A 21,885-nucleotide genomic window follows, 5' to 3' on the forward strand; every position below is an offset into this window, starting at 1 on the left:
GGTGTCTTAACGATGAAGGTCGAATAGGGCAGCGCCGCGCAGCGACGCATGCAGTGCGACTTCGAACGGCATGCGGTCGAGCACATCGCGCACGAGATCCACGCCCGGCGCCACCTCGATCAGTTGCAGGCCGTCGGCCGTCAGTTCGAAGACGGCGCGTTCGGTCACATAGATCACCTGCTGGCCGTCCGCGCGTGCGCGCTTGCCGCTGAAGGTAATGTGACGCACCTGCGGCACCAGCTTCGGCACCGCGCCGTGACGCCGGATGCGTACCTCGCCGTCTTCCAGTTCGACTTCCAGCCCTTTCGCCTCGAAGGTGCCGCAGAAGACCACCTTGCGTGTGCGCTGCGTGATGTCGACGAAACCGCCGGGACCGACGATGTTCTCGCCCAGCCACGAGACGTTGACGTTGCCTTGCGCGTCCAGTTCGCCCATGCCGAGGAAGGCGATATCGATGCCGCCGCCGCTGAAGAGATCGAACTGGTCGTTGGATTTGAGGATCGCGCTCGCGTGGCGCGTGGCGCCGAAGAGATCGCCGCCGAGCAGTTCGCCGTTATGCGATCCCTGTTCGATCACGGTCCAGCTGATATCCACGCCTTCCGCGTGCGCCACGGCGGGAATGCCGTCGGGCAGGCCATAGCCGAAGTTGACGCACGCGCCGGGCGCAAGCTCCTGCGCGGCGCGCTTCGCGATGAGGTAGCGGATGCCCGTGGGCAGCGGCGGCGGCGTGCGCGTGTCGGGCGCGGGCTGCTCGCCGCTGATGGCCGGGTCGTAGCCCGCGGCGGTGGTCTGCTTCTGGGCGGCGTACACGCAGATGTCGTCGACGAGCACGCCCGGCACCGTGACCGCGCGCGCCGGCGTGATCGGCGTGGCACAGACGTCGCGCACCTGCGCGAACACGCGGCCGCCGCTGTTGTGCGCGGCGAGCGCGGCGGCGAACGCGTCGATATCGGCGGGTTCTTCACGCGATGTCAGGTTGCCCTGCACATCCGCCGTAGTGCCGCGCACGATCGCGAAATCGATCGCGAAGGGCTTGTACCAGAGCAGTTCCTTGCCGCCCAGCGTGACGACATCGACGAGATCCTCGCGCGCACTGGCGTTGACGCGGCCGCCGCCGTGGCGCGGATCGGCGAAGGTATCGAGGCCGATGTGAGTGACGAGCCCGTGACGGCCCGCGCCCGCTTCGCGGATCAGCGTCTGGATCACGCCGGCGGGCAGGGTGTAAGCCTCGATGCGTTCCTCGCGCGCGAGCTTCTGCATCGGCTTCGACCAGGTCCAATGGCCGCCGATGACGCGCTTCACCATGCCTTCGTGCGCGAAACGGCTGATGCCGCTCGTCAAGCCGTCGCCGATGCCGAGCGCGTGGATCAGCGTGAGATCGCGCGGATGGCCCGTCGCCAAAAAGCGCCGCTCGATGGCCTCGGTGATGTGATCGGGCTCGACCAGTCCGCCGCCCGAGCCGCTCAGCACGACGGTCGCGCCATCGAAAATCGCCGCCGCCATGAAATCCGCATCCGTCAGGTTTGCACGTTTCATCTTATTTGTCCTCGTTACGCGCGCCCGCGCGGACCATCAGTACATTGAGTCCTTCCTGGATCAGCACGCCATCCTGGTTATGCACTTCGACCTGCAAACGCACGATGCCGCGATCGGCGCGGCGCGTGGCGCGCTTGTCCAGCACGCGAATGCGCCCCTGAATCCGGTCGCCGATCAGCACCGGTTTGTGAAAGCGATAGGTCCACTCCAGCGTGGCGATCGCGGCGAAGCGCGTCGCCGCACGGTTCTTGAGACCGTCGAGCATCGCGAGGCACAGGAGACCGTGCGCGACGCGACCGGGAAAGCCGGCGTCGCGCGCGAATTCGTCGTCCATGTGGACATCGAAGAAATCGCCCGAAATGCCCGCGAATTGCACGACGTGACTCTCGGTGACGACGATGCCCGACGTCGTGAACGCGAGACCGGGCTCGATTTCGTCGAAGAGCAGGGGATGACTCATGGGCTTGTCCTTATCAGTCGAACACGGGCGCATGCGGCACCCGCTCGCGATTGACGACGCGGTAGTTGGTATCGTTCAGCGCGTCGATGCGATGCATGTCGATGCCGGACAGCGTGAAGTCCATCACGTCGAAGTTGGCCTCGATGTTCTGGCGCTTGGTCGACATCGTGTTGATCGTCACGCCCTTTTGCAGAATCCAGCGCAGCGCGACTTGCGCGGCCGACTTGCCGTAGCCCTGACCGATTTCATCGAAGAGCGGATATTTGAAGATCTCGCCACGCGCGACCGAGCAATAGGACGAGAGCGGAATGCCGGTCGCGATGGCGGTGTCCAGCAATACCCGCTGATTCAGCAGCGGATGAAACTCGACCTGATTGGTGACGAGCGGCAACGCGGTCGCGGCTTTCGCGGCGCGCATCATGGCGGCGTTGAAGTTGCTGACGCCGATATGGCGCGTCAGCCCCGCGCGCGCCGCTTCTTCGAGGCGTCGCACGGAAGGCGCGACGTCGCCATCGGCGGGCGGCCAGTGCAGCAGCAGCACGTCGGCCTGCTCGATCTTCAGCTTGTCGAGGCTTTCGCGCAGCGACGGCATGAAGCGTTCGTCGGAATCGTTGGCGGGCGCGATCTTGGTGGTGATGCACAGCGCGTCGCGCGGCATGCCGATCGCGCGCAGCGCCGAGCCGACGCCGATTTCGTTGTCGTAGAGCTGCGCGGTGTCGATCGCACGATAGCCGGTCTCGATCGCGTCGCGCAGCGCGTCCTTCAGTTGCTGGCCGTTCAGCGGCCAGGTGCCGAAAGCGCGTTCATGAGTGCGTTGGAAAAGTATGTTCATGGCCTTAAAAGATGGCGGACGTCTTCGCAAAGAAAGCGCGGATGCCCAGCTCCGCGTCGGGACTGATGCGCACCGCGAGCGCGGCGGCGGGATAGGCCGCGTGCGGGTCCTTGTCGTCATCGACGATCAGGCTTTTGGCGAGCGCGGCGGCGCGCGGAGAGATCGCACAAAGACGCGTGGTCCATTCCTGCAATTGCGTTTCGATGTCCTGCGGTGCGCAGACGGCATTGACGACGCCCCACTGCAACGCGGTCGTCGGATCGATTTCGCGCGACAGCAACACCGCTTCGAGCGCGCGTCCACGGCCCGCGATGCGCTGCAGGCGGTCGCCGCCCTCCCAGCCGGGAATCGCGCCGATGGCGACTTCCGGGAAGCGCAGCCGCGCGCCCGCGCCCGCGAGCCGCAGATCGCAGCACAGCGCGAGCTCCAGGCCGCCGCCGAAGCACAATCCTTCGATGACGGCGACGGTCGGGCAGCGCAGCCGCTCGAAGCGCCGGAACACCGCGTTGCCTTCACCGATCCACTGCGTCGCGAAGGCTTGCGGGTCGAGCGCGGACCATTCGCGGATGTCTGCGCCGGAAGAAAAGGCGCCGCCCGCCGTGCCGCGCAGCACGACGGCGCGGATCGTGTCGTCCTCGCCGATCTGCGCGATGTGCTCGTCGAGCGCGGCCAGCATCGCGAAATCGAGCGCATTGGCCTTGCCTGGATTGCTGAGTTCCAGCGTGAGCACCGCGTTTGTGCGGCTTGAAAGGATCTGTCCCATCGATGGCGCCTCAGTCCTGCGTCACGCCGTAGCCGGCGAGGAACGTCTTCATGCGCACGACCGCAAGCTCGGGCTGACGCAGCAGGCCCGCCGCATCGGCGAGCTTGAACAGATCGACGAAATACGGCAGCGGACGCATCGCCTGATGTCCGGCCAGCATCGTCATGTGCGATTGATGGCCGTTCAGGAAGGCGAGGAACACGATGCCGGTCTTGTAGAAGCGCGTCGGCGCGCGGAAGATGTGGCGCGACAGCGGCACCGTGGGCGCGAGAATCTCGAGAAAGCGCTCGCGCCGTCCGGCCGCCAGTTCGGAGAGGGCGGCGGATGCGGCCGGCGCGATGCCGTCGAAGATGCCGAGCAGCGCGTGCGAAAAGCCGTGCTCGTCGCCGGCGATCAGTTCGGGATAGTTGAAGTCGTCGCCGGTGTACATCTTCACGCCGGCGGGCAGAAGGCGGCGCATGTCGATCTCCCGCTGCTTGTCGAGCAGCGACACCTTGATGCCGTCCACCTTCGCCGCCGACTCGGCCATGACCTGCAAGGCCACGTCGCGCGCGGCGGTCAGATCGTCCGTTCCCCAGTAGCGGGCGAGCGCGGGATCGAACATGTCGCCGAGCCAGTGCAGGATCACCGGCTGATCCACTTGCGCGAGCACGCGGCGATACACCGCCACGTAGTCTTCGGGCGAACGCGCCACGCGGGCGAGTGCACGGCTCGCCATCAGGATCAGACGGCCGCCCGCGGTCTGGATCGCATCGACCTGTTGCAGATAGGCATCGACGACCGCGTCGAGCGAATCGACCGAGGCGGGATCGAGATGGTCCGTGCCGCAACCATTGAAAATGGGCACGCGGCTGTCGGCAAGCTCCGCGCGCGTGCGACGGATCAGTTGCAGCGACGCTTGCCAACTGAGGCCCATGCCGCGCTGCGCGGTGTCCATCGCTTCGGCGATGCCCAGGCCGAGACCGGCCAGATAGCGGCGGTATTCGAGCGTCTTGTCCCAGTCGATCTTGCCGCCATCGGAGGGATCGGCGTCCGCGAAGGGATCGGCGACCACGTGCGCGGCCGACAGCGCGATGCGATTGAAAGGCGCGGCGGGGCGCGCGTCGTGAAGCGGCGTGCCCGTGAGCGTGTAGCGTTCCAGCGCGCCGGCAGGCGTCGGCAGTTGTAGGGTGTGCATGTCGCGATGAATGGGTTGAGTTAGAGACGCGGAATGGACAGCGCGCCGTCGATGTTGAGCACGCTGCCCGTGGCGAACGTCATCTGTCCCGAGGCCAGTGCGGCGACGGCCGAAGCGACGTCCTGCGGCATGCCCCAGCGCTGCATCGGCACGATGCCGCCGGCGATGCGTTCGTCGTAGCGCGCGGCTACGCCTTCCGTCATCGGCGTGCGGATGATGCCGGGCCGTACTTCGAACACGCCGATGGCAAGCGGCGCGAGCCGCAGCGCGAACAGTTTGGTGAGCATGCCCAGCCCGGCCTTGGACATACAGTATTCGCCGCGCTCCGTTGACGCCAGCTCGGCGCTCACCGACGACACCGTGACGATGCTGCGGGCGTGCTCACTCGCATGAGCGGCCATATGGCGCGCGACGGCCTGCGTGAGAAAGAACGTGCCGCGCATGTTGATATCGACGACGCGGTCGTAGGACGCCTCGCCGAGCTCCAGCAGATCGCCGCGCATCTCGGCGGACACGCCCGCGTTGTTGACCAGACACGCGATCGGCCCGCAGTCCGACACGACGTGCTCGACCAGCGCGCGATGTCCGCCGCTGTCGGCCAGATCGTGCCGGTAGAAGCGCGCGCGCACGCCGTGCGATTCGACCGCGGCCATCGTGTCGTGCGCGCCGTCGTCGATATCGATCAGCGCGAGGTCGAAGCCGCGCCGCGCCAGCTCCGCCGCGATGCTTGCGCCGATGCCGCGCCGCGCGCCCGTGACGAGCGCGAGCGGCCGTTCGCGGCGCGGCGTCAGTACAGGAGATGAGGTAGCCATTCGGAGAACGCCGGCACGAATGCCAGCAGCAGGATGGTCACGAACATGATCGCCATGAAGGGCAACATGGGCCGCACCAGATTCACCATTCTGATGTTGGCGACGCCGGTGACGATGAAGCAGGCCGTGCCGATCGGCGGCGTCACAAGCGAGATGCCGACGATGGCGATGGCGAGAATCGCGAAGTGGATGTCGCTGAAGCCCGCGTCCTGCGCGATCGGCAGGAACAGCGGAATCAGCAGGATCAGCGCGGGAATGCCGTCGAGCAGCGCGCCCAGCAGCCAGAACACGATCACGATGAACACCGTGAAGACGATCTTGTTGCCGGTCAGTTGCGACGCGAACTCGGCCACCTGCTCGCCCACCGAGTTGTACGCCAGCATGTAGCCGAGAATCTGCGCGACGCCGACCAGCGACAGCACGATCGCACTGGTGCGGCCGGCCTTGATCAGAATCCCGAGCCACGCACGCGTCGGAATCGAGCGCTGAAGGAGCGTGATGATCGTCACGTAGGCCACCGCCGCCGCAGCCGATTCGGTCGCGGTGAAGAAGCCCATGAAGATGCCGCCGAGGATGATGACCGGCGCGCCCAGCGCGGGAATCGCGAGCACGAACGCGCGGCAAAGCTCCGGCACGCTGAAGTGGACCGGCGCGACCGGCGGCTCCGAGCGCGCGCGGTACATGATGATGAACATCTTCGTGACGCCGACGAGAATCGCGGGCAGCGTCGCCGCGAGGAACAGCTTCGTCACCGACATGTTCGCGACCGTCGCCAGCACGATGATCGTGATGGACGGCGGAATCAGGATGCCGGTCCCGGCCGCCGCCGCGATGATCGCCGACGACCATTCCTTGCGGTAGCCGGCCTTTTCCATCGACGGCAGCATGGCGGAGCTGATCGCGGCGGCATCGGCGTTGACCGAACCGCTCAGGCCCGAGAACACCATCGTCGAGGCGACGGCGGAGACGCCCAGTCCGCCCGGCACGCGGCCCACCAGCAGATTCATGAAATTGACGAGCCGGCCCGCCGAGCCCGAGTGAAACAGAATCTCCCCGGCGAGGATGAAGAGCGGCACGGCGAGCAGCGTGAACGAATCGACGCCGTGATACATCGCCTGAGCGATGTTGGTCAGCGGCAGGCCTTGCATCAGGCCGTCGATGGTGCCGACCGCGCCCAGCGACGCGATGATCGGTGCGCCCGCGACGACGAACAGAGCGAGTAGTCCGACGGTGAGAATCATTGCGCCCTCGTCTCGGTATGGCCATGGTTTTGGTTGTGACCTTGCGGCGCGGCGTCGAGTCCCGCGCGGGCGGCCAGGTCCCATGCGTGCGCCGCCAGATGCAGCAAGCCCAGCGCGCTGCCCGCGGGAATCGCGGTGAACGAGATCCATTGCGGGATGCCGCTCGGTGTCATCTGATCGAGCCCGAGCTGCATGAACTGCCAGCCGCCCCAGGCGAGCGCGACCAGCAGAAAGCCCATGAGCAACATCTGGAAGAGCGACGCGAGCATAAGCCAGCGGCCGCTCAGCTTGTCTTCGAACAGCTCGAAGGCGACATGCACCTTGTCGCGCACGCCGACCGCGATGCCGATGAAGGTCATCCAGATCATCAGCGTGACGCTGACCTCGATGTTCCACGACAGCGAGACGTGGAAGACGAAGCGGGACAGGATGCCCGCCAGCACGACGCAGAAGATCGCGAAAACCAGAACCGCTATCAGCATGTCTTCGACGTTCGCGAGCACGCGCAACGCCGCAGTGTTGTTGATGCCGTCCCGGGACACGCGCGATTGCGGATCGGGTTTCATGTCGGGGAACCTCTCGCAGGGGTTTATCCGAGGGCGGGCAGATAGGTGCCCAGTTCGGCGAAGTTGGCGCGGTACTTCGTGTAGATCGGCTTCACCGCCGCCTGGAACGCGGGGAGATTCGCGTCGTTGAACGCGGCGCCGTTCTTCTTGGCTTCGGCCAGATATTTCGCGTCCGACGCCAGCCACAGATCGCGCTCGTGCTGCTGAGCCTGCGCGGCGGCTTCCTTCACGGCGTCCTGCTTCTTGGGGTCGAGCGCGCCAAACCACTTCTTGCTGGCGAGCATCGGATCGATCGAGAAAAAGTGGTTGGTGTACGAGTAGTACTTCGCCACTTCGCTATGGTGCTGCTGCACGAAGAACGTGACCGAATTCTCGGCCCCGTCGACGACGCCTTGCTGCAGCGCCGAATAAATCTGCGTCGTGTCGAGCGGCGTGGCCTGCGCGCCGAGCTGGTTGAACGTCGCGATCATGATCTGATTGCCCTGCGTGCGGATCTTCAGGCCCTTCAGATCGCCAGGTTCGTGGATGGGGCGGGTGCGGTTGTAGACGCTGCGCAGACCTGAGTCGAACCAGCCCAGCAGCACGAAACCGAGACTGTCGAGAATGCCGGCGTACGCCTTGCCGAGCGCGCCGTCCTGGGCCGCGAAGAGCGATTTCCGGTCGGGAAACGCGAACGGCATCGCGAACAGCCCGAGGCGCTTGTCGTAGCCTTCGAGGTCCGCCACGTTCGTAACCGTGATCTCCAGGGTGCCGTTGCGCAGTTGCTCGTTCATGCGCGTGTGGGAACCGAGGACGCCGTCCGGGAACACCCGCGCGTCGAAGCCGGCCGTTTCCTTGAGCCGCTTGGCCATCACGTTCTCGGTGATCACTTCCGGATTGTGGCGATCGACGACATCGCCGATGCGGATCGTCTGGCTTTGTGCTGCGGCGAAGCGCGGCAGGCAACCCGCGGCCGCGGACGCCGCGGTGAGCATCAACATCTTGCGGCGAGAGAGAAGGTAGTCATGCATGGATCGGATTCCTATGGTTCTGGTGTCGAGATGGCACTGCGACGAAGGCGGCCCGTGCTGCCGCGCCAGATTGCGACGATCAGGTAGATCGATCTACTTTTGAGTCGATCCTTGCTGTTAGATCGATCTACTATAGGGTAAAAGCAGCGTCGATACGGTGCAAGCGGATTTTGCTAAGGGAAACCCGAACGGACCCGTCCGGGCAGGGCGGTCAGGCGCGCGCGCCGCAGGTTCCGCGGACGATGAGAACCGGCTCGGAGACGATGCGCGTGGGTGTGCGCGACGGCTCCGTCATGCGCTTGAGCAGCAGGTCGGCGGCGGCGCGGCCGATGTCGTCCTGCAAGACCTGGACCGTGGTCAGCGCCGGCTCCCAGAGCTCGGCTTCGGGCACGTCGTCGAAGCCCACGACGCCGAAATCGGCGCCCGGCTCGATGCCGTGGGCGCGCAAACCGAGCATCACGCCGAACGCGACGATGTCGTTGCCGCACACCGCGGCCGTCGGCGGATTCTTCAGCGCCAAGAGTTCGGTGATGATGCGCTTGCCGTCGTGACGCGTCAGCGGCGAGGGCACCAGCAGCCGTTCGTCGAGCTTGATCTTGGCGGCGCGCAATGCCTCGCGATAGCCTTCGGCCCGGTCGCTGCCGGTGGAGGCGCGCATGATGCCGCCGATCATCGCGATGCGCTTATGGCCGAGCGAAATCAGATGCGAGGTCGCGAGCGCCATGCCGCGGCGATTGTCCACGCCGACGTAATCGGCCTGAAGCCCCGCGACATAGCGCGACGCGAACACGCACGGAATGCCCCACGCGAGCACCTGGCGCATCTGCGCGGCGGTGGTCGATTCGGTCGGACAGACGATGAGGCCGTCGATGTTGTGCTGCCGCACGGTGTCGAGAAAGCGGCTTTGCCGTTCGAGCGATTCGTCCGTATTGCCGAGCAGCGTGACGAATCCCTGCGTGCTCAGGCCGGCCTCGATGGCGCGCACCAACATGCTGAAGTAAGGGTTGGCGATGTCGTTGACGACGACGCCCACGGTGTTGGTCTGATTGCTGCGCATGCCCGCCGCATGGCGGTTGTAGACGTAGCCCTTGCGCTTGAACGCTTCCAGCACGCGCTCCCGCGTGGCTTCGGAGATGCGCGGGCTGTTGCGCAGCACGAGCGAGACCGTGGCCCTGGAGAGGCCGAGATCGTTGGCGATATCCAGCAGCGTGACGGGTGAACCTGGTTTGCCTCGGGCCATTGGAGCGGTCGTGATGAGTCGTATGCCCGGAGTGTATCCGAATCGGCCGCGAGGCTTCGCTTTCGGTCAGACCGTCTTCACGCCGAAGAACTCCGCGATGATTTCCGCCTGATTCTCCAGCAGATGACGCCCGAGATGGATGCGATGGCCGCGCGCTTCGGCCTCACGCAGCAAGCGCGTGCGTTCCGGCTTCATGATGATGTCGGCCACCAGCACGCGGCGGTCGAGCCGTTCGATATCGAAGGGCAGCGGATCGTCGCCGCCCATGCCGCACGGCGTGGCGTTGACGACCATATCGACGCCCTCGGGTGCGGTGCTCCCGGCCGAGACGTTCACGTCCGGATAGGCCTTTGCGAGATCCGCGATCAGCGCGTCCTGCTTCGCCCGGTCCACGTCGATCAATTGCAGCGATGTCACGCCCGCGCTGGCGAGCGCATGCGCCAGCGCCTTGCCCGCTCCACCCGCGCCCGCCTGAAACACCGCCATGCCGCGCGGTTCGTGGCCCTGTTTGCGCAGGCCGCGCGTGAAGCCCTCGCCGTCGTACATCTCGCCGATCCACTCGCCGGATGGCGCGCGGCGCATGCAGTTGATCGCGCCCACTTTCTGCGCGATCGGCTGCAGCCGGTCGACCAAAGGGGTCATCGATATCTTGTGCGGCACCGTGACGACGATGCCATCGAGATTGCCGATGTCCTTCAGCCCGGCGATCGCCGTCGCGAGCGAGGCGGCGGGAATCTGCATCGGCACGAGCACCGCATTCACGCCCATGCGCTGAAAGATCTCGTTGAAGACGAGCGGCGAGCGCGCCTGGGCGATCGGGTCGCCGACGATGGCGAAGAGGCGCGTGTCGCCGGCGACGGCGGCATTCAATTCTGAAGTCATGATGGCGAACCTGAGTTGACGGGCATGGGCCGATGGTGGGCCGACGACGCGATCAGCGCATCGATCAGCAGATGGACGTCGAGCGCGCTCTTCAGCGAGGCGAGCGGCTCGGCGCGGTGCGTGGCGGCGTCGATGAAATTGGCGATGACGGCCTGATGCGCGTGATGCGAGAAGGCCATCGGGTCCGCCCCGGAACCGAGCGAAGCCGTTTCGCCTTCTTCGATCACGCTGCCGTCCGTGAAATGAACCGTGAGCCGGCCGCCGCCGAGCGTGGCGCTGCCGTTGCTACCGCTGATTTCGATGCGTTCGGGAAAGCCGGGGAACACGGCCGTGCTCGCGTGAAGCGACGCGACGCAACCGTTGCCGTATTTCATGACGCCCGCCACGGTGTCTTCGCATTCCATGCGGTGCGCGCGGCTGGTTATCGCATAGGAAAAGACTTCGTCCGGGCAGCCGACCAGCCAGAGGAAAAGATCGAGCGTGTGGATAGCCTGCGTCATCAGCACGCCGCCGCCGTCGCGGGCCAGCGTGCCGCGTCCGGGTTCATCGTAATAGGACTGCGGACGCCACCACGGCACGGCGATGCTCGCGCTGTGGATGTCGCCGAGCGCGCGCGCGTCGAGCAACCGGCGCAGCGTGCGCGATGCGTCGCGCGTGCGGTGTTGCAGCACCGCCGCCGCGACAATGCCGCGCGCTTCGCATAGCGCGACCAGTTCGCGCGCGCGGGATGTGGTCACGTCGATCGGCTTCTCGATCAACAGATGCTTGCCGGCCGCCGCGATCTTGGCGCCGAGTTCGAGATGCGTGTTCGGCGGCGTCAGCAGCAGCACGCCTTCGACGCTTTCGTCCGCGAGCGCGGTATCGAGATCCAGCGTCACGCGCGCGTGCGGTAACTGACGGGCGAACGCGTTCGCGCGCGCCTCGGAACGCGCGACGACGTGGCGCACCGTCACCCGGTCCCGCAATTCCAGAAGGCTCGCCAGGTGCGGCGCGGCTGCCATGCCCGCCCCGACCACGGCGATATTGAAGCCTGTCTCGCTCATTGATTGTCTCCGTCCAGGTCATCTCGACAACACGGAGTGACAATAAGGTAGATCGATCTAATTGTCCAGCGCGCAGTGACGCTTTCGGGCCGCGGCACTTTTCCGGAGGGCTGTGAAGCCGACTCGTTCGAGAACGCTTCTGGCCGCCGCTTTTTTCGCGTGGGATACTTCGATTCCCACCGAAACCGGTGTCCCTGCTCCGTCCGACATGTTCCGCTCCGATCATTCCGCGTCAGACGATCCCGGCGCACCCTTCATCGACGTTCGCGCGAACCTGGCCGGACGCGTCGATATCGTCACGCTCAAGCTGTTTCTTGCCGTCGTCGAGGAGGCGAGCATTGCGAAGGCGGCGGAGCGCGAACACATGGCGCCTTCAGCCGTGAGCAAGCGGCTTGCCGATCTCGAACAGTCGGTGCGCGTACCGCTGCTCGAACGGCATCGGCGCGGCGTCTCGCCGACCCCGGCCGGCGAAGCTTTCCTGCGCCACTCGCGCAAGATCCTGCGCGATCTGACACAGCTCGAATGCGAGATGGCCGAGTTTTCATCCGCCTCGCACGGCGCGCGCGGCCATGTGCGCGCGGCGGCGAACGAGTCGGCATTGTTCGGTTTCTTTCCCGATGCGCTCTCGCGCTTCATGCGTGATTACCCGAACGTGACCGTCGAGCTGCAGCCCAATACGAGCACGGGCGCGGTGCAGGCGGTGCGCGAAGGCGTCGTCGACTTCGGCATTTTTTGGGGCGATCAACCGGTAGACGGCCTGAAGGTGATGCCGTGCTACGTGGATCGCCTCGTCGTCGTGGTGCCGCAAGGGCATCCGCTCAGCCGCCGGCGCCATCTCGGCTTCGTCGATCTGCTCGATCATCCGCTCATCCTGCAGGAGCAGTACAGCTCGATCCAGAACCTGACCGAGCGCCTCGCTGCCGAAGCGGGCCGCACGCTGCGCTCGCGCATCCGCGTCGCGGGCTTCGACGCCGTGTGCCGGATGGCGCAGGCGGGGCTCGGCATCGGCATCGTGCCGGACTACTTCGTCACCGATCGCGCCGCCGCGATGCACATTGCCGACGTTCCGCTCGACGAGCCGTGGGCGAATCGCCTGCACAAGCTCTGCGTGCGCGAAGACGACGACATGGCGACCGCGACGCGCCTGCTGGTCGATTTTCTCAGCGCCTGAACGCGCGCTGCTCGCGCAGCGCAGCATTTCAGCCATCGCGGATCACGTTGCGTGCGTTCCGAAATACGTCTTCAGCCGTTTTTTTGACATCCGCAGACTCGGTCTCAATCAATGTGATTGCACGGAGTCTGCGTGAGTTCGAACGCGCTTGCCGCGCGCACGTTGTTCGACAAGCTGTGGGACAGGCATGTCGTACATGCGCGCGATGACGGCCACACCTTGCTGTATATCGACCGGCATTACGTCGGCGACGACCTGCCGCGCGATACCTTCGACACGCTCGCTCGCAAGGGCTTGAGCGTGCGCCGTCCGGATGCGACCTTCGCGATGGCCGATCACTACGCGTCTTCGCGCGGCCGCTCGATCGCCGATGTCGTCGATGCCGATCGCCGCGAGCTCGTCGAGAAGCTGATTCACTTCACGCGCACCGAAGGCGTGCCGATGTTCGCGCTCGACGACGCGCGTCACGGCATCGTTCATGTCACCGGGCCCGAGCACGGTCTGACGCTGCCCGGCATGACGGTCGTGTGCGGCGACAGCCATACGTCGACGCACGGCGCGCTCGGTGCCTTCGGCTTTGGCATCGGCGCATCGGAAGTGAGTCACGTGCTCGCGACGCAAACGCTCTGGCAGAAGCGCCCGATGACAATGCGCATGCGTATCGATGGCAAGCGCGCGTTCGGCGTTACGGCGAAGGACGTCGCGCTCGCGATGATCGCGCGCATCGGCGTGGCGGGCGGCGCGGGCCATGTCATCGAATATGCGGGCGAGGCCGTCGCGGCGATGAGCATGGAAGCGCGCATGACGCTCTGCAATCTGTCGATCGAAGCGGGCGCGCGCGCCGGCATGATCGCTCCCGACGAAACCACGTTCGCGTATCTGCACGGCCGCCGCTATGCGCCGGCGGGCGCGGCATGGGACGCGGCGCTCGCCACATGGCGCACGCTGGCGAGCGACGCCGCCGCGCGTTTCGATCGCGAAGCCGAACTCGATGCGAGCCGCGTCGCGCCGATGGTCACATGGGGCACGAATCCCGCGCAGTCCGCGCCGATCGATGGACGCATCGCCGCCGGCGACTTTGGCCCGCGTGTGCAGCAGGCGCTCGACTACATGGGCATCGAGGCGGGCGCGCCGCTCGAAGGCGTGCCGGTGGATCGCGTGTTCATCGGCTCGTGCACCAACGGGCGTATCGAGGACTTGCGCGCCGCGGCCGCCGTGCTCGAAGGCCGGCGCGTGCGCGTGCCGACGCTCATCGTGCCGGGTTCGCGCGCCGTGCAGTCGGCGGCCGTCGCGGAAGGGCTGGACCGCGTGTTCGCGCAGGCGGGCGCGCAGTGGGGCGAGCCGGGCTGCTCGATGTGCCTCGCCATCAACGGCGACGAAGGGCATCCCGGCGAGCGTATCGCATCGACGACGAACCGCAATTTCGTGGGCCGCCAGGGACGCGGCGTGCGCACGCATCTGATGAGCCCGGGCATGGCCGCGGGCGCCGCCGTCGCGGGACGGCTGATCGACTACCGGGAGCTTTTGCGCGATGCAACCGCTGACGCGACTTGATGCGCCCGGCGTGCCTCTGCGCGCCGCCGACATCGACACCGACCAGATTCTGCCCGCGCGCTTCATGCATGCACGGCGCATCGATTACGGGCGCTATGCCTTCCACGATCTGCGTGCCGACGCCGCCTTCGTGCTGAATCGCGATGAGTACGCTGGCGCGCAAGTGCTCGCGGTCGGGCCGAACTTCGGTTGCGGATCGTCGCGCGAACAGGCGGTGCACACGCTCGCGGATTACGGCATCCGCGCGCTCGTCGGCACGAGTTTCGGCGACATCTTCTTCACCAATTGCCTGAAGAACGGCGTGCTGCCGATTTGCACCGACGCCGCGTTTGTCGAACGCCTGCTCGCGACGCTCGAAGCGACACCCGGCGCGCACGTGCGCATCGACTTGCCGGATCAATGCGTGATCGCGCCAAACGGCGAGCGCGCGCCGTTCGACATCGATCCGTTTCAGAAGGAAGCGCTCGTCGAAGGGCTCGACGAGATCGACATGACCTTGCGCTACGCGGCGGCTATCGACGCCTACGAGCGCGCCCACGGCATTGGCACATCACAGGAAACGACATGAAGATCGCAGTGCTCCCCGGCGACGGGATCGGCCCGGAAGTGACCGCGCAAGCGCTCAAAGTGCTCGACGTCTTCGCGCGCGAAGGCCTGCCGCTCGAATTCGAGCAGGCGCTGATCGGCGGCTGCGCGTACGACGCGACGGGGCATCCGCTGCCCGACGCGACCTTCGCGCTCGCCCGCGACGCCGACGCAATTCTGTTCGGCGCGGAAGGCGGCTTTCAGTACGAAACGCTGCCGCGCGGCCTGCGTCCCGGCGATGCACTGCTCACCGTGCGCCGCGAACTGGATCTGTTCGCGAACTTCCGGCCCGTGGTGGCGTGGCCCGAACTCGTCGGCGCGTCGCCGCTGAAGGCCGCGCGTCTGGATGGCCTCGACCTCATCATTCTGCGCGAACTGACGGGCGATCTGTACTTCGGCGAGCCGCGCGGCGTGCATATGGAAAACGGCGTGCGCGTGGGCATCAACACCATGCGTTACGACGAGAACGAAGTCCGCCGCATCGCGCACGTGGCGTTCGCGACGGCGCGCGGGCGGCGTCATCGCGTGTGCTCGGTGGACAAGGCCAACGTGCTCGAATCGATGGAGCTGTGGCGCGAAGTCGTCGATGACGTCGCGCGCGAGTATCCGGACGTCACGCTCGAACATCTCTACGTGGACGCCGCCGCGATGTCGCTGTTGCGCACGCCCCAGCACTTCGACGTGATCGTCACAGGCAATCTCTTCGGCGACATTCTTTCCGACGAAGCGTCGATGCTCACCGGCTCCATCGGCATGTTGCCGTCCGCGTCGATGGGCGACGGCAAGAAAGGGCTGTACGAACCGGTGCATGGCTGCGCGCCGGATATCGCGGGGCGCGACCTCGCCAATCCGCTCGCCTCGATTCTGTCCGCCGCGATGATGCTGCGCATGAGCTTCGATCAGCACGAGGCGGCGGCGCGCATCGAGCGTGCGGTGCGGCGTGTGCTCGCGTCGGGCTATCGCACGGCGGATATCGCGGAACCGGGCACGAAGAAGATCGGCACCGCGCAAATGGGCGATCTCGTCGTCGCGGCGCTGGCTTGAGCCTGGAGATGCCTATGAACGCCAACGCTTCACCGCTCGTGCGCTTCCGGCAAGTCGGCAAGACCTACGACGGCATCACGCATGTCGTGCAAGGCCTCGACCTCGACATCCGCGAAGGCGAATTCCTGTCGCTGCTCGGGCCGTCCGGCTCGGGAAAGACGACCTGCCTGATGATGCTTGCGGGTTTCGAATCGCCGAGCGAAGGCGAGATCTGGCTCGGCGATACCTTGCTCAACACCACGCCGCCGCACAAGCGCGACATCGGCATGGTGTTTCAGAACTACGCGCTCTTTCCGCACATGACGGTGGCGCAGAACGTCGCGTATGCGCTCACGGTGCGGCGCGTCGCGAAGGCCGAAAAAGCTGCCGCCGTTGCACGCGCGCTCGACATGGTTCGCATGAGCGAATTTGCCGCGCGCCTGCCGAAAAGCCTGTCGGGCGGCCAGCAACAGCGTGTCGCGCTGGCGCGCGCGCTCGTCTTCAATCCGCGTCTCGTGCTGATGGACGAACCGCTCGGCGCGCTCGACAAGCGGCTGCGCGAGCACATGCAGATCGAACTGAAGGATTTGCATCGCACGCTCGGCGTGACGTTCGTCTACGTCACGCACGACCAGAGCGAGGCGCTCACGATGTCCGATCGCGTCGCGGTGTTCGACAACGGGCGCATCCAGCAGATCGACCGCGTCGATTCGCTCTACGAGACGCCGGAGAACGGCATCGTCGCGAATTTCGTCGGGGATAACAACGTGTTCGTCGGGCGGCTGCTCTCGTTGCAGGGCGAGCGCGGCGAAGTCGGCTTGCCCGGAGGCGAACGGCTTTTCGGGCATGTCGTGGGCGCGCCGCGCCTGGGCGACACGGTGCGCGCGTGCGTGCGGCCCGAGCGCATGACGCTCGCATCGACACTGGATGCAACGGCGCCGCCGCTCAATACGCTGTGCGCGAACACGGCGGGCACGCTGTATTTCGGCGATCACGTGCGCGTGCGCTTCAGGCTGCATGAACAGGAGGGCGGCTTCGTCAAGCTGCCGCTCGATGAAGCGGGTCGCGCGGAGCGGCCCGTCGGTGAAGCGTTGACGCTGCGGTTTCACGAGCGTCATGTGCGGATTTTTGCTTGAGGCGTCGTTTTCATTCCGGGGAGGTCATCATGCTGAAGAAGGTAGGTTGGGGCGCGGTCATCGCGCTGACGCTGGCGCAGATGTCGCACGTCGCGGCCGCGCGGCCGCTCTCGGTCGTCAACTATGGCGGCACGCTCGCCGATGCGCAGCAGGCGGCGTTCATCAAGCCGTTCCAGACGGCGACGGGCGTCGATGTCACCGCGACGCCGTATTCGGGCGAGCAGGCCAAGGTCAAGGCGATGGTCGATGGGAAGCAGGTGAGCTGGGATGTGGTCGAAGTCGAATCGACGGATGTAGGACGCGGCTGCGATTCGGGCATGTACGAGCGCATCGACTGGGCCAAGGTGCCGGACGCCGCGCATCTCACGCCCGCCGCGAAAACGCGCTGCGGCGTGGGCCTGTTCGCGTGGGCCAATACCTTCGCCTACAACACGCAGCAACTGAAGACGCCGCCGGCCGGCTGGGCCGACTTCTGGGACACGAAGAAATATCCCGGCAAACGCGGCATGCGCAAGTCGGCGCGCGGCAACCTCGAATTCGCGCTGATGGCCGATGGGGTCAAGCCCGCCGATGTCTACAAGGTGCTTGCAACGCCCGCAGGCGTCGATCGCGCGTTCAAAAAGCTCGATGAGCTCCGGCCGAACATCCAGTGGTGGGACGCGGGCGCGCAGCCGGCGCAGTTTCTCGTGTCCGGCGATGTCGCGATGTCGACGGTGTTCAGCGGACGCATCATCACCGCGCAGAAGGCGGGGCAGCCGCTCGACATCGTCTGGAACGGGGCGATCGCCGACTATGACTACTGGGTCATTCCCAAAGGCTCGCCGATGAAGGACGACGCGATGAAGTTCATCAACTACACGGTGGCCGCGCCGCAGCAGAACGCGTTTCTCGCGCTCCAGCCGGGCGGCCCGGTCAATACGCAGGCACTCGCGAAGATGGACGCCGCGCAGTTGAAGAACCTGCCGAACACGCCCGAGCACGCGAAGATCGGCGTGGTCAATGATCGCGAGTTCTGGGACGAGCACGGCGACGATCTCGATCAGCGCTTCGCCGCGTGGGCGGCGCGTTAAGAGGGGATGCGCATGTCGACCGCAACGCAGCGCGCGCCGGATGTGCCCGCGCAGCCCGCGTCCGCACGGCACACGCGTGCGCCGCGCAAGCGCCGTGCACGCACGCGCGGCGACGTGCCCGGCGCGATGCTGCTGATCGCGCCGCTCGCGATCTTCATGGCGGTGTTCTTCATCACGCCCATCGTGAGTCTGATGACGCGCGCGGTGTGGGACCCGGTCGTTGCCGTGGCGTTTCCGCAGACGGCGCATGCGCTCGCCGGCTGGCGGGAAGGTACGCCGCCCGCGGATGCGTATGCGGCCGTGGCGCGCGATATCGTCGAAGCGGACGCGGCGGGCACGCTCGGCGAAGCGGCGTCGCGGCTGAATCAGGACGCCTCCGGCATGCGCGCGCTGATGCTGCGCACGCGCCGCCACCTCGACGAACTCGCGATGAACGGCACGCCGCTCGCCACGCCCGCCGATGCGAAGCGTGAACTCATCGCCACCGATCCGCGCTGGGGTGACGCGAATACCTGGAACGTGCTCTCCCGCGCGGTGCGTCCGCTGACGGCGGCGTATCTGCTGCGCGCCGTGGATCATCGGAGTGCGGCGGATGGCAGCATCGTCGCGATGAGCGCGGACGAGGGCGCCTACGTGCCGATTCTCGCGCGCACCTTCTGGATCAGCCTGATCGTGACGGCGATCGTCGTCGCGCTCGGCTATCCGCTCACGTACTGGCTCGCACAGTTGCCCGAACGGCGTCAGCGCCGCGTGCTGATGGCCGTGCTGATTCCGTTCTGGACGTCGATCCTCGTGCGCATCTGCGCATGGATGGTCGTGCTGCCGCGCGAAGGCCTCGTCAACAAGATCGGCATGTCGATGCATCTGTTCGACAGCCCCCTCGCGCTGCTCTACAACCGCACGGGCGTCATTATCTCGATGGTGCACATCCTGATTCCGTTCATGGTCTTGCCGCTCTTCGCGGTGATGCGCGGCATTCCTTCGACGTATCAGCGCGCGGCGATTTCGCTCGGGAGCCATCCGTTCGGCGCGTTCTGGCGCGTGTACGTGCCGCAGACCGCGCCGGGTGTGGCGGCCGGGGCGCTGCTCGTGTTCATCAGCGCGCTCGGGTATTACATCGCGCCGGCGCTGCTGGGCGGCGCGGGCGATCAGATGCTGAGCTATTACGTCGCGTACTTCACCAACACGTCGATCAACTGGGGGCTCGCGGCTGCGCTGAGCCTGTTGTTGCTGGTCGCGACCGCGCTCCTGTTCGGGGTCTATCGTCTGCTCGCGGCGTGGCGGCCGGGCGCGGGGAGGGAAGTCTGAGATGCGCATCGTGCCTGCTTTCCAGCCCTATGCACGCAGGCCCGAGAAGGTCTGGTACGTCACGCAACGCGTGCTGTGCTATGGCGTGCTCGTCTATCTCGTGCTGCCGATCGCGGCGCTGGTGCCGCTGTCGTTTTCGGCGGATTCGTTTCTCGTCTATCCGATTCATCGATGGTCGCTGCACTGGTATGAGACGCTCTTCGCCTCCGATGCGTGGTGGCGTGCGATCCGCAACAGCTTCATCGTGGCGCCCGGCGCGACGGTTCTCGCCACCGTGCTCGGAACGCTCTGTGCGCTCGGCCTCGATCGCGCGTCGTTTTCCGGAAAGCGCGTGCTGACCGCGATCATTCTGTCGCCGCTGGTCGCGCCGCTCGTCGTGGTGGCGGTGGGGATGTACCTGTTTTATATGAAGCTGCATCTGGCCGGGACGTTCACCGGTCTCGTGATCGCGCATGCGCTGCTCGGCGCGCCCTTCGTCGTGACGACGGTCGGCGCGGTGCTCAAGGGCTTCAACGGCACCCTCGTGAACGCGAGCCTGAGTCTGGGTGCGGGGCGCTTCGAAACGTTCTGGCGCATCACGCTGCCGCTGATTCTGCCGGGCGTGCTGTCGGGCGCGCTCTTCGCATTCGCGACATCGTTCGACGAAGTGGTTGTCACGCTGTTTCTCGCAGGTCCCGATCAGGCGACGATTCCGCGCCAGATGTTCAGCGGCATTCGCGACAGCATTACGCCGACCATCGTCGCGCTCGCCACCGTTCTCGTGCTGTTCTCCACTGCGTTGCTATGCGTGGTGGAACGCCTGCGCATGCGGGGCGCTTCGCGGGCGTGACTGGTTTGTATCGAGGCCAATCCAGCGCCCGCAGAAATTCGGAGACGGCTCTCCTGAAATGTCTGGCGTTTGCAGACATCCAGCGATCGGACTGTTGTTCGCGTCCATCGCATGATGCACAACACACGCGCGGATTCGACTTCGAACAAGCTGTATCCGCCCATAAATTCGACGCAAACCGGTAATCGGCGTCTTTCGCGCTCATTGGCACGCACCATGCAAAGGATCGGGTGGCGACTTTCACGCCATCTACTTTACTTTTGCCCGGAGACCAGCCATGACTACGCTCACCATCAACGATCTGCCACGCACCGACACCCTGCATCGCGACGCGATGTCCGCCATTCGCGGAGGGATCGCCACGATCACGCTGCCGCCGAACGGCAACCCCGGTCCATTGCCGCCGTCCATTCCGGCGTCGTGGCCCGGCGTCGCCGCGCTTCTGAAGGATCTGCACCTTCCGGTGCCGTGGCCTGGGCAACCGGTTCCTCAGACGCAGGACCCGCGTCTGCTCTGAACGCGAAACGATGCGCCGCATCTACCGCACGCGCGGCAGGTGCGGCGCGCAGGCCTCCAATGCCTTCCGATATTTAACCGCGTGAAAGCGCAGGACGCTTCAACGTCATAAGCTCTGTCATCTCATGCCGGTTATCAGCGGACAAGATCGGGACAGTCAGCCATTTCCCATCGGGGTACGCACGCGTTTCATCGTAAAGCTTGACTAGCTGTGGGCTCCAGGAATACCGCCGCTCCTCGAACTTCTCTCGCTCGGCGCGCCCCAAAACCATCAGGATCGACAACTGCCCGTATTCCGGCAGGAGCGTGCAGAAGGCCTTGGTCTTCTTGTATCTCAATGACCAACCGCGTTTCTTGCCGCCATATATCCAGTCCGGCTCAAACAGACCGGGGTAGGATGCCGCGATCCAGTCGCGCATTTCGACCCAATGGTCGAAGGCTTCGGGTCCCATCCAGTCGCGGACAGTGCGCTCATCAGGTTGCACGGATTTGTCTGCCATCCTGTCCCCGATCTGGGTAGCCTGGTGCATGTGACGTTCCTCTTCGTCTTTCGTAATCAAAGAAGCTGCAATCGCAGTGTCGACGTTCATCTGAGTACGCCTGGATCGGACCGCTCGGGCAAATCAGCGGCGGCCCATGGGACGGACGCAAGAAGTAGAGAAAGCGATGCAGCCAGCAAGACCACGTCCTTCAGGAGGAACTGTCCGGGCATAGCCGAAATGGCTGGAAACCCGCCCGCGGTCGCTTCCGCCACACCGGGCGTGCTCAGGAAGAAGGTGAGCGTGATCAGATAGGTCGCGGCGGACATCGCTGCGCCCAATGCTGAGAATAGCGGCCGGAATGCCCCGACAACCAGCGCTGCTGCCGTCGAAAGCTCAAGTACACCTATGACGTAGCTCGCCCCTCGAACGCCGAAAAGCGTGTGCAACCAGCTCATGATCGGGCTATTGATGACGAAAGGGGCGATGCCGTTGGCTTCGTAAGCGGTGAATTTCATTCCGCCAAACCAGAGAAAGACGACGACCAGCGCCCACCTCAGCAGTGCCAGGCTAGAGAAGGAACCAGCACTCTTTTCTGCAATTTGAAAGCGGATTTGTTTGGCGCGAGTGCTCATTTGCGATGCTATCCAAG

Annotated in this window: 23 protein-coding genes; 9 read left to right on the forward strand and 14 right to left on the reverse strand. The window is 65.6% G+C overall.

Annotation, left to right across the window (positions count from 1 at the left end; all coding sequences use genetic code 11):
* Positions 1-6: 6 nt before the first annotated feature.
* The 12 genes from AWB70_RS26975 to AWB70_RS27030 all read right to left on the reverse strand — a co-directional run bounded on the left by AWB70_RS26975 (position 7) and on the right by AWB70_RS27030 (position 11,562).
* A complete protein-coding gene (locus AWB70_RS26975) occupies positions 7-1,536 on the reverse strand; it encodes an acyl CoA:acetate/3-ketoacid CoA transferase (protein ID WP_053569934.1) in 1,530 nt (509 codons plus the stop codon).
* A gap of 1 nt (position 1,537) precedes the next feature.
* Positions 1,538-1,996, reverse strand: coding sequence for a MaoC family dehydratase (locus tag AWB70_RS26980; RefSeq protein WP_167351006.1), 459 nt, complete (start codon positions 1,994-1,996; stop codon positions 1,538-1,540).
* A gap of 13 nt (positions 1,997-2,009) precedes the next feature.
* A complete protein-coding gene (locus tag AWB70_RS26985) occupies positions 2,010-2,828 on the reverse strand; it encodes an aldo/keto reductase (RefSeq protein WP_053569936.1) in 819 nt (272 codons plus the stop codon).
* 4 nt (positions 2,829-2,832) lie between these two features.
* The gene (locus AWB70_RS26990; RefSeq protein ID WP_053569937.1) at positions 2,833-3,591 is read right to left on the reverse strand and encodes an enoyl-CoA hydratase/isomerase family protein; all 759 of its coding nucleotides are present in this window, start codon (positions 3,589-3,591) and stop codon (positions 2,833-2,835) included.
* A 10-nt stretch (positions 3,592-3,601) separates the two neighbouring features.
* Entirely contained in the window at positions 3,602-4,768 is a 1,167-nt protein-coding gene (locus AWB70_RS26995; protein WP_053569938.1) for a dihydrodipicolinate synthase family protein, read from the reverse strand.
* A 20-nt stretch (positions 4,769-4,788) separates the two neighbouring features.
* The gene (locus AWB70_RS27000) at positions 4,789-5,580 is read right to left on the reverse strand and encodes a 3-ketoacyl-ACP reductase (protein WP_053569939.1); all 792 of its coding nucleotides are present in this window, start codon (positions 5,578-5,580) and stop codon (positions 4,789-4,791) included.
* Positions 5,556-6,821 carry a TRAP transporter large permease gene (locus tag AWB70_RS27005; protein ID WP_014192872.1) on the reverse strand — a complete coding sequence of 422 codons (1,266 nt, stop codon included), beginning with the start codon at positions 6,819-6,821 and terminating at the stop codon, positions 5,556-5,558. Before AWB70_RS27005 ends, AWB70_RS27000 begins: the two co-directional genes overlap by 25 nt.
* The gene (locus AWB70_RS27010; protein ID WP_053569940.1) at positions 6,818-7,387 is read right to left on the reverse strand and encodes a TRAP transporter small permease; all 570 of its coding nucleotides are present in this window, start codon (positions 7,385-7,387) and stop codon (positions 6,818-6,820) included. Before AWB70_RS27010 ends, AWB70_RS27005 begins: the two co-directional genes overlap by 4 nt.
* A gap of 23 nt (positions 7,388-7,410) precedes the next feature.
* Positions 7,411-8,397: a TRAP transporter substrate-binding protein gene (locus AWB70_RS27015; RefSeq protein ID WP_053569941.1), complete on the reverse strand. Its 987-nt coding sequence runs from the start codon at positions 8,395-8,397 to the stop codon at positions 7,411-7,413.
* 211 nt (positions 8,398-8,608) lie between these two features.
* Positions 8,609-9,637, reverse strand: a complete 1,029-nt coding sequence (locus AWB70_RS27020) for a LacI family DNA-binding transcriptional regulator (RefSeq protein ID WP_041732450.1) — start codon at positions 9,635-9,637, stop codon at positions 8,609-8,611.
* A 66-nt stretch (positions 9,638-9,703) separates the two neighbouring features.
* Positions 9,704-10,519 (reverse strand): shikimate dehydrogenase family protein, encoded by an 816-nt coding sequence (locus tag AWB70_RS27025; RefSeq protein ID WP_053569942.1) that lies wholly within the window; start codon positions 10,517-10,519, stop codon positions 9,704-9,706.
* Positions 10,516-11,562, reverse strand: a complete 1,047-nt coding sequence (locus AWB70_RS27030; RefSeq protein WP_053569943.1) for a Gfo/Idh/MocA family protein — start codon at positions 11,560-11,562, stop codon at positions 10,516-10,518. Before AWB70_RS27030 ends, AWB70_RS27025 begins: the two co-directional genes overlap by 4 nt.
* Before the next feature lie 208 nt (positions 11,563-11,770).
* Here AWB70_RS27030 and AWB70_RS27035 point away from each other — a divergent pair, with 208 nt between their 5' ends.
* The 9 genes from AWB70_RS27035 to AWB70_RS27075 all read left to right on the forward strand — a co-directional run bounded on the left by AWB70_RS27035 (position 11,771) and on the right by AWB70_RS27075 (position 20,755).
* Complete coding sequence (locus AWB70_RS27035; RefSeq protein ID WP_143281710.1) at positions 11,771-12,733, forward strand: LysR family transcriptional regulator; 963 nt, start codon at positions 11,771-11,773, stop codon at positions 12,731-12,733.
* A 132-nt stretch (positions 12,734-12,865) separates the two neighbouring features.
* On the forward strand, positions 12,866-14,287 hold the full coding sequence (gene leuC / locus AWB70_RS27040; RefSeq protein ID WP_053569944.1) for a 3-isopropylmalate dehydratase large subunit: 1,422 nt from the start codon (positions 12,866-12,868) through the stop codon (positions 14,285-14,287).
* A complete protein-coding gene (gene leuD, locus AWB70_RS27045) occupies positions 14,265-14,855 on the forward strand; it encodes a 3-isopropylmalate dehydratase small subunit (RefSeq protein ID WP_053570300.1) in 591 nt (196 codons plus the stop codon). The genes leuC and leuD overlap by 23 nt, the downstream gene beginning before the upstream one ends.
* A complete protein-coding gene (gene leuB, locus AWB70_RS27050) occupies positions 14,852-15,916 on the forward strand; it encodes a 3-isopropylmalate dehydrogenase (protein ID WP_053569945.1) in 1,065 nt (354 codons plus the stop codon). Before leuD ends, leuB begins: the two co-directional genes overlap by 4 nt.
* Positions 15,917-15,924: 8 nt before the next feature.
* Positions 15,925-17,031, forward strand: coding sequence for an ABC transporter ATP-binding protein (locus AWB70_RS27055; protein ID WP_014192882.1), 1,107 nt, complete (start codon positions 15,925-15,927; stop codon positions 17,029-17,031).
* Between the two features lie 29 nt (positions 17,032-17,060).
* The gene (locus tag AWB70_RS27060; protein WP_087086348.1) at positions 17,061-18,101 is read left to right on the forward strand and encodes an ABC transporter substrate-binding protein; all 1,041 of its coding nucleotides are present in this window, start codon (positions 17,061-17,063) and stop codon (positions 18,099-18,101) included.
* Between the two features lie 12 nt (positions 18,102-18,113).
* On the forward strand, positions 18,114-19,409 hold the full coding sequence (locus AWB70_RS27065) for an ABC transporter permease (protein ID WP_053570302.1): 1,296 nt from the start codon (positions 18,114-18,116) through the stop codon (positions 19,407-19,409).
* A gap of 1 nt (position 19,410) precedes the next feature.
* Positions 19,411-20,238 (forward strand): ABC transporter permease, encoded by an 828-nt coding sequence (locus tag AWB70_RS27070; RefSeq protein WP_053569946.1) that lies wholly within the window; start codon positions 19,411-19,413, stop codon positions 20,236-20,238.
* A gap of 277 nt (positions 20,239-20,515) precedes the next feature.
* Complete coding sequence (locus AWB70_RS27075; RefSeq protein WP_053569947.1) at positions 20,516-20,755, forward strand: hypothetical protein; 240 nt, start codon at positions 20,516-20,518, stop codon at positions 20,753-20,755.
* Between the two features lie 73 nt (positions 20,756-20,828).
* On the opposite strand, the gene AWB70_RS27080 is transcribed toward AWB70_RS27075, so the two are convergent.
* Positions 20,829-21,284, reverse strand: a complete 456-nt coding sequence (locus tag AWB70_RS27080) for a DUF3788 domain-containing protein (protein WP_053570303.1) — start codon at positions 21,282-21,284, stop codon at positions 20,829-20,831.
* A gap of 56 nt (positions 21,285-21,340) precedes the next feature.
* Positions 21,341-21,868, reverse strand: a complete 528-nt coding sequence (locus AWB70_RS27085) for a YkgB family protein (protein WP_053569948.1) — start codon at positions 21,866-21,868, stop codon at positions 21,341-21,343.
* Positions 21,869-21,885: the final 17 nt, after the last annotated feature.

It is taken from the genome of Caballeronia cordobensis (assembly GCF_001544575.2).
Lineage (GTDB): Bacteria > Pseudomonadota > Gammaproteobacteria > Burkholderiales > Burkholderiaceae > Caballeronia > Caballeronia cordobensis.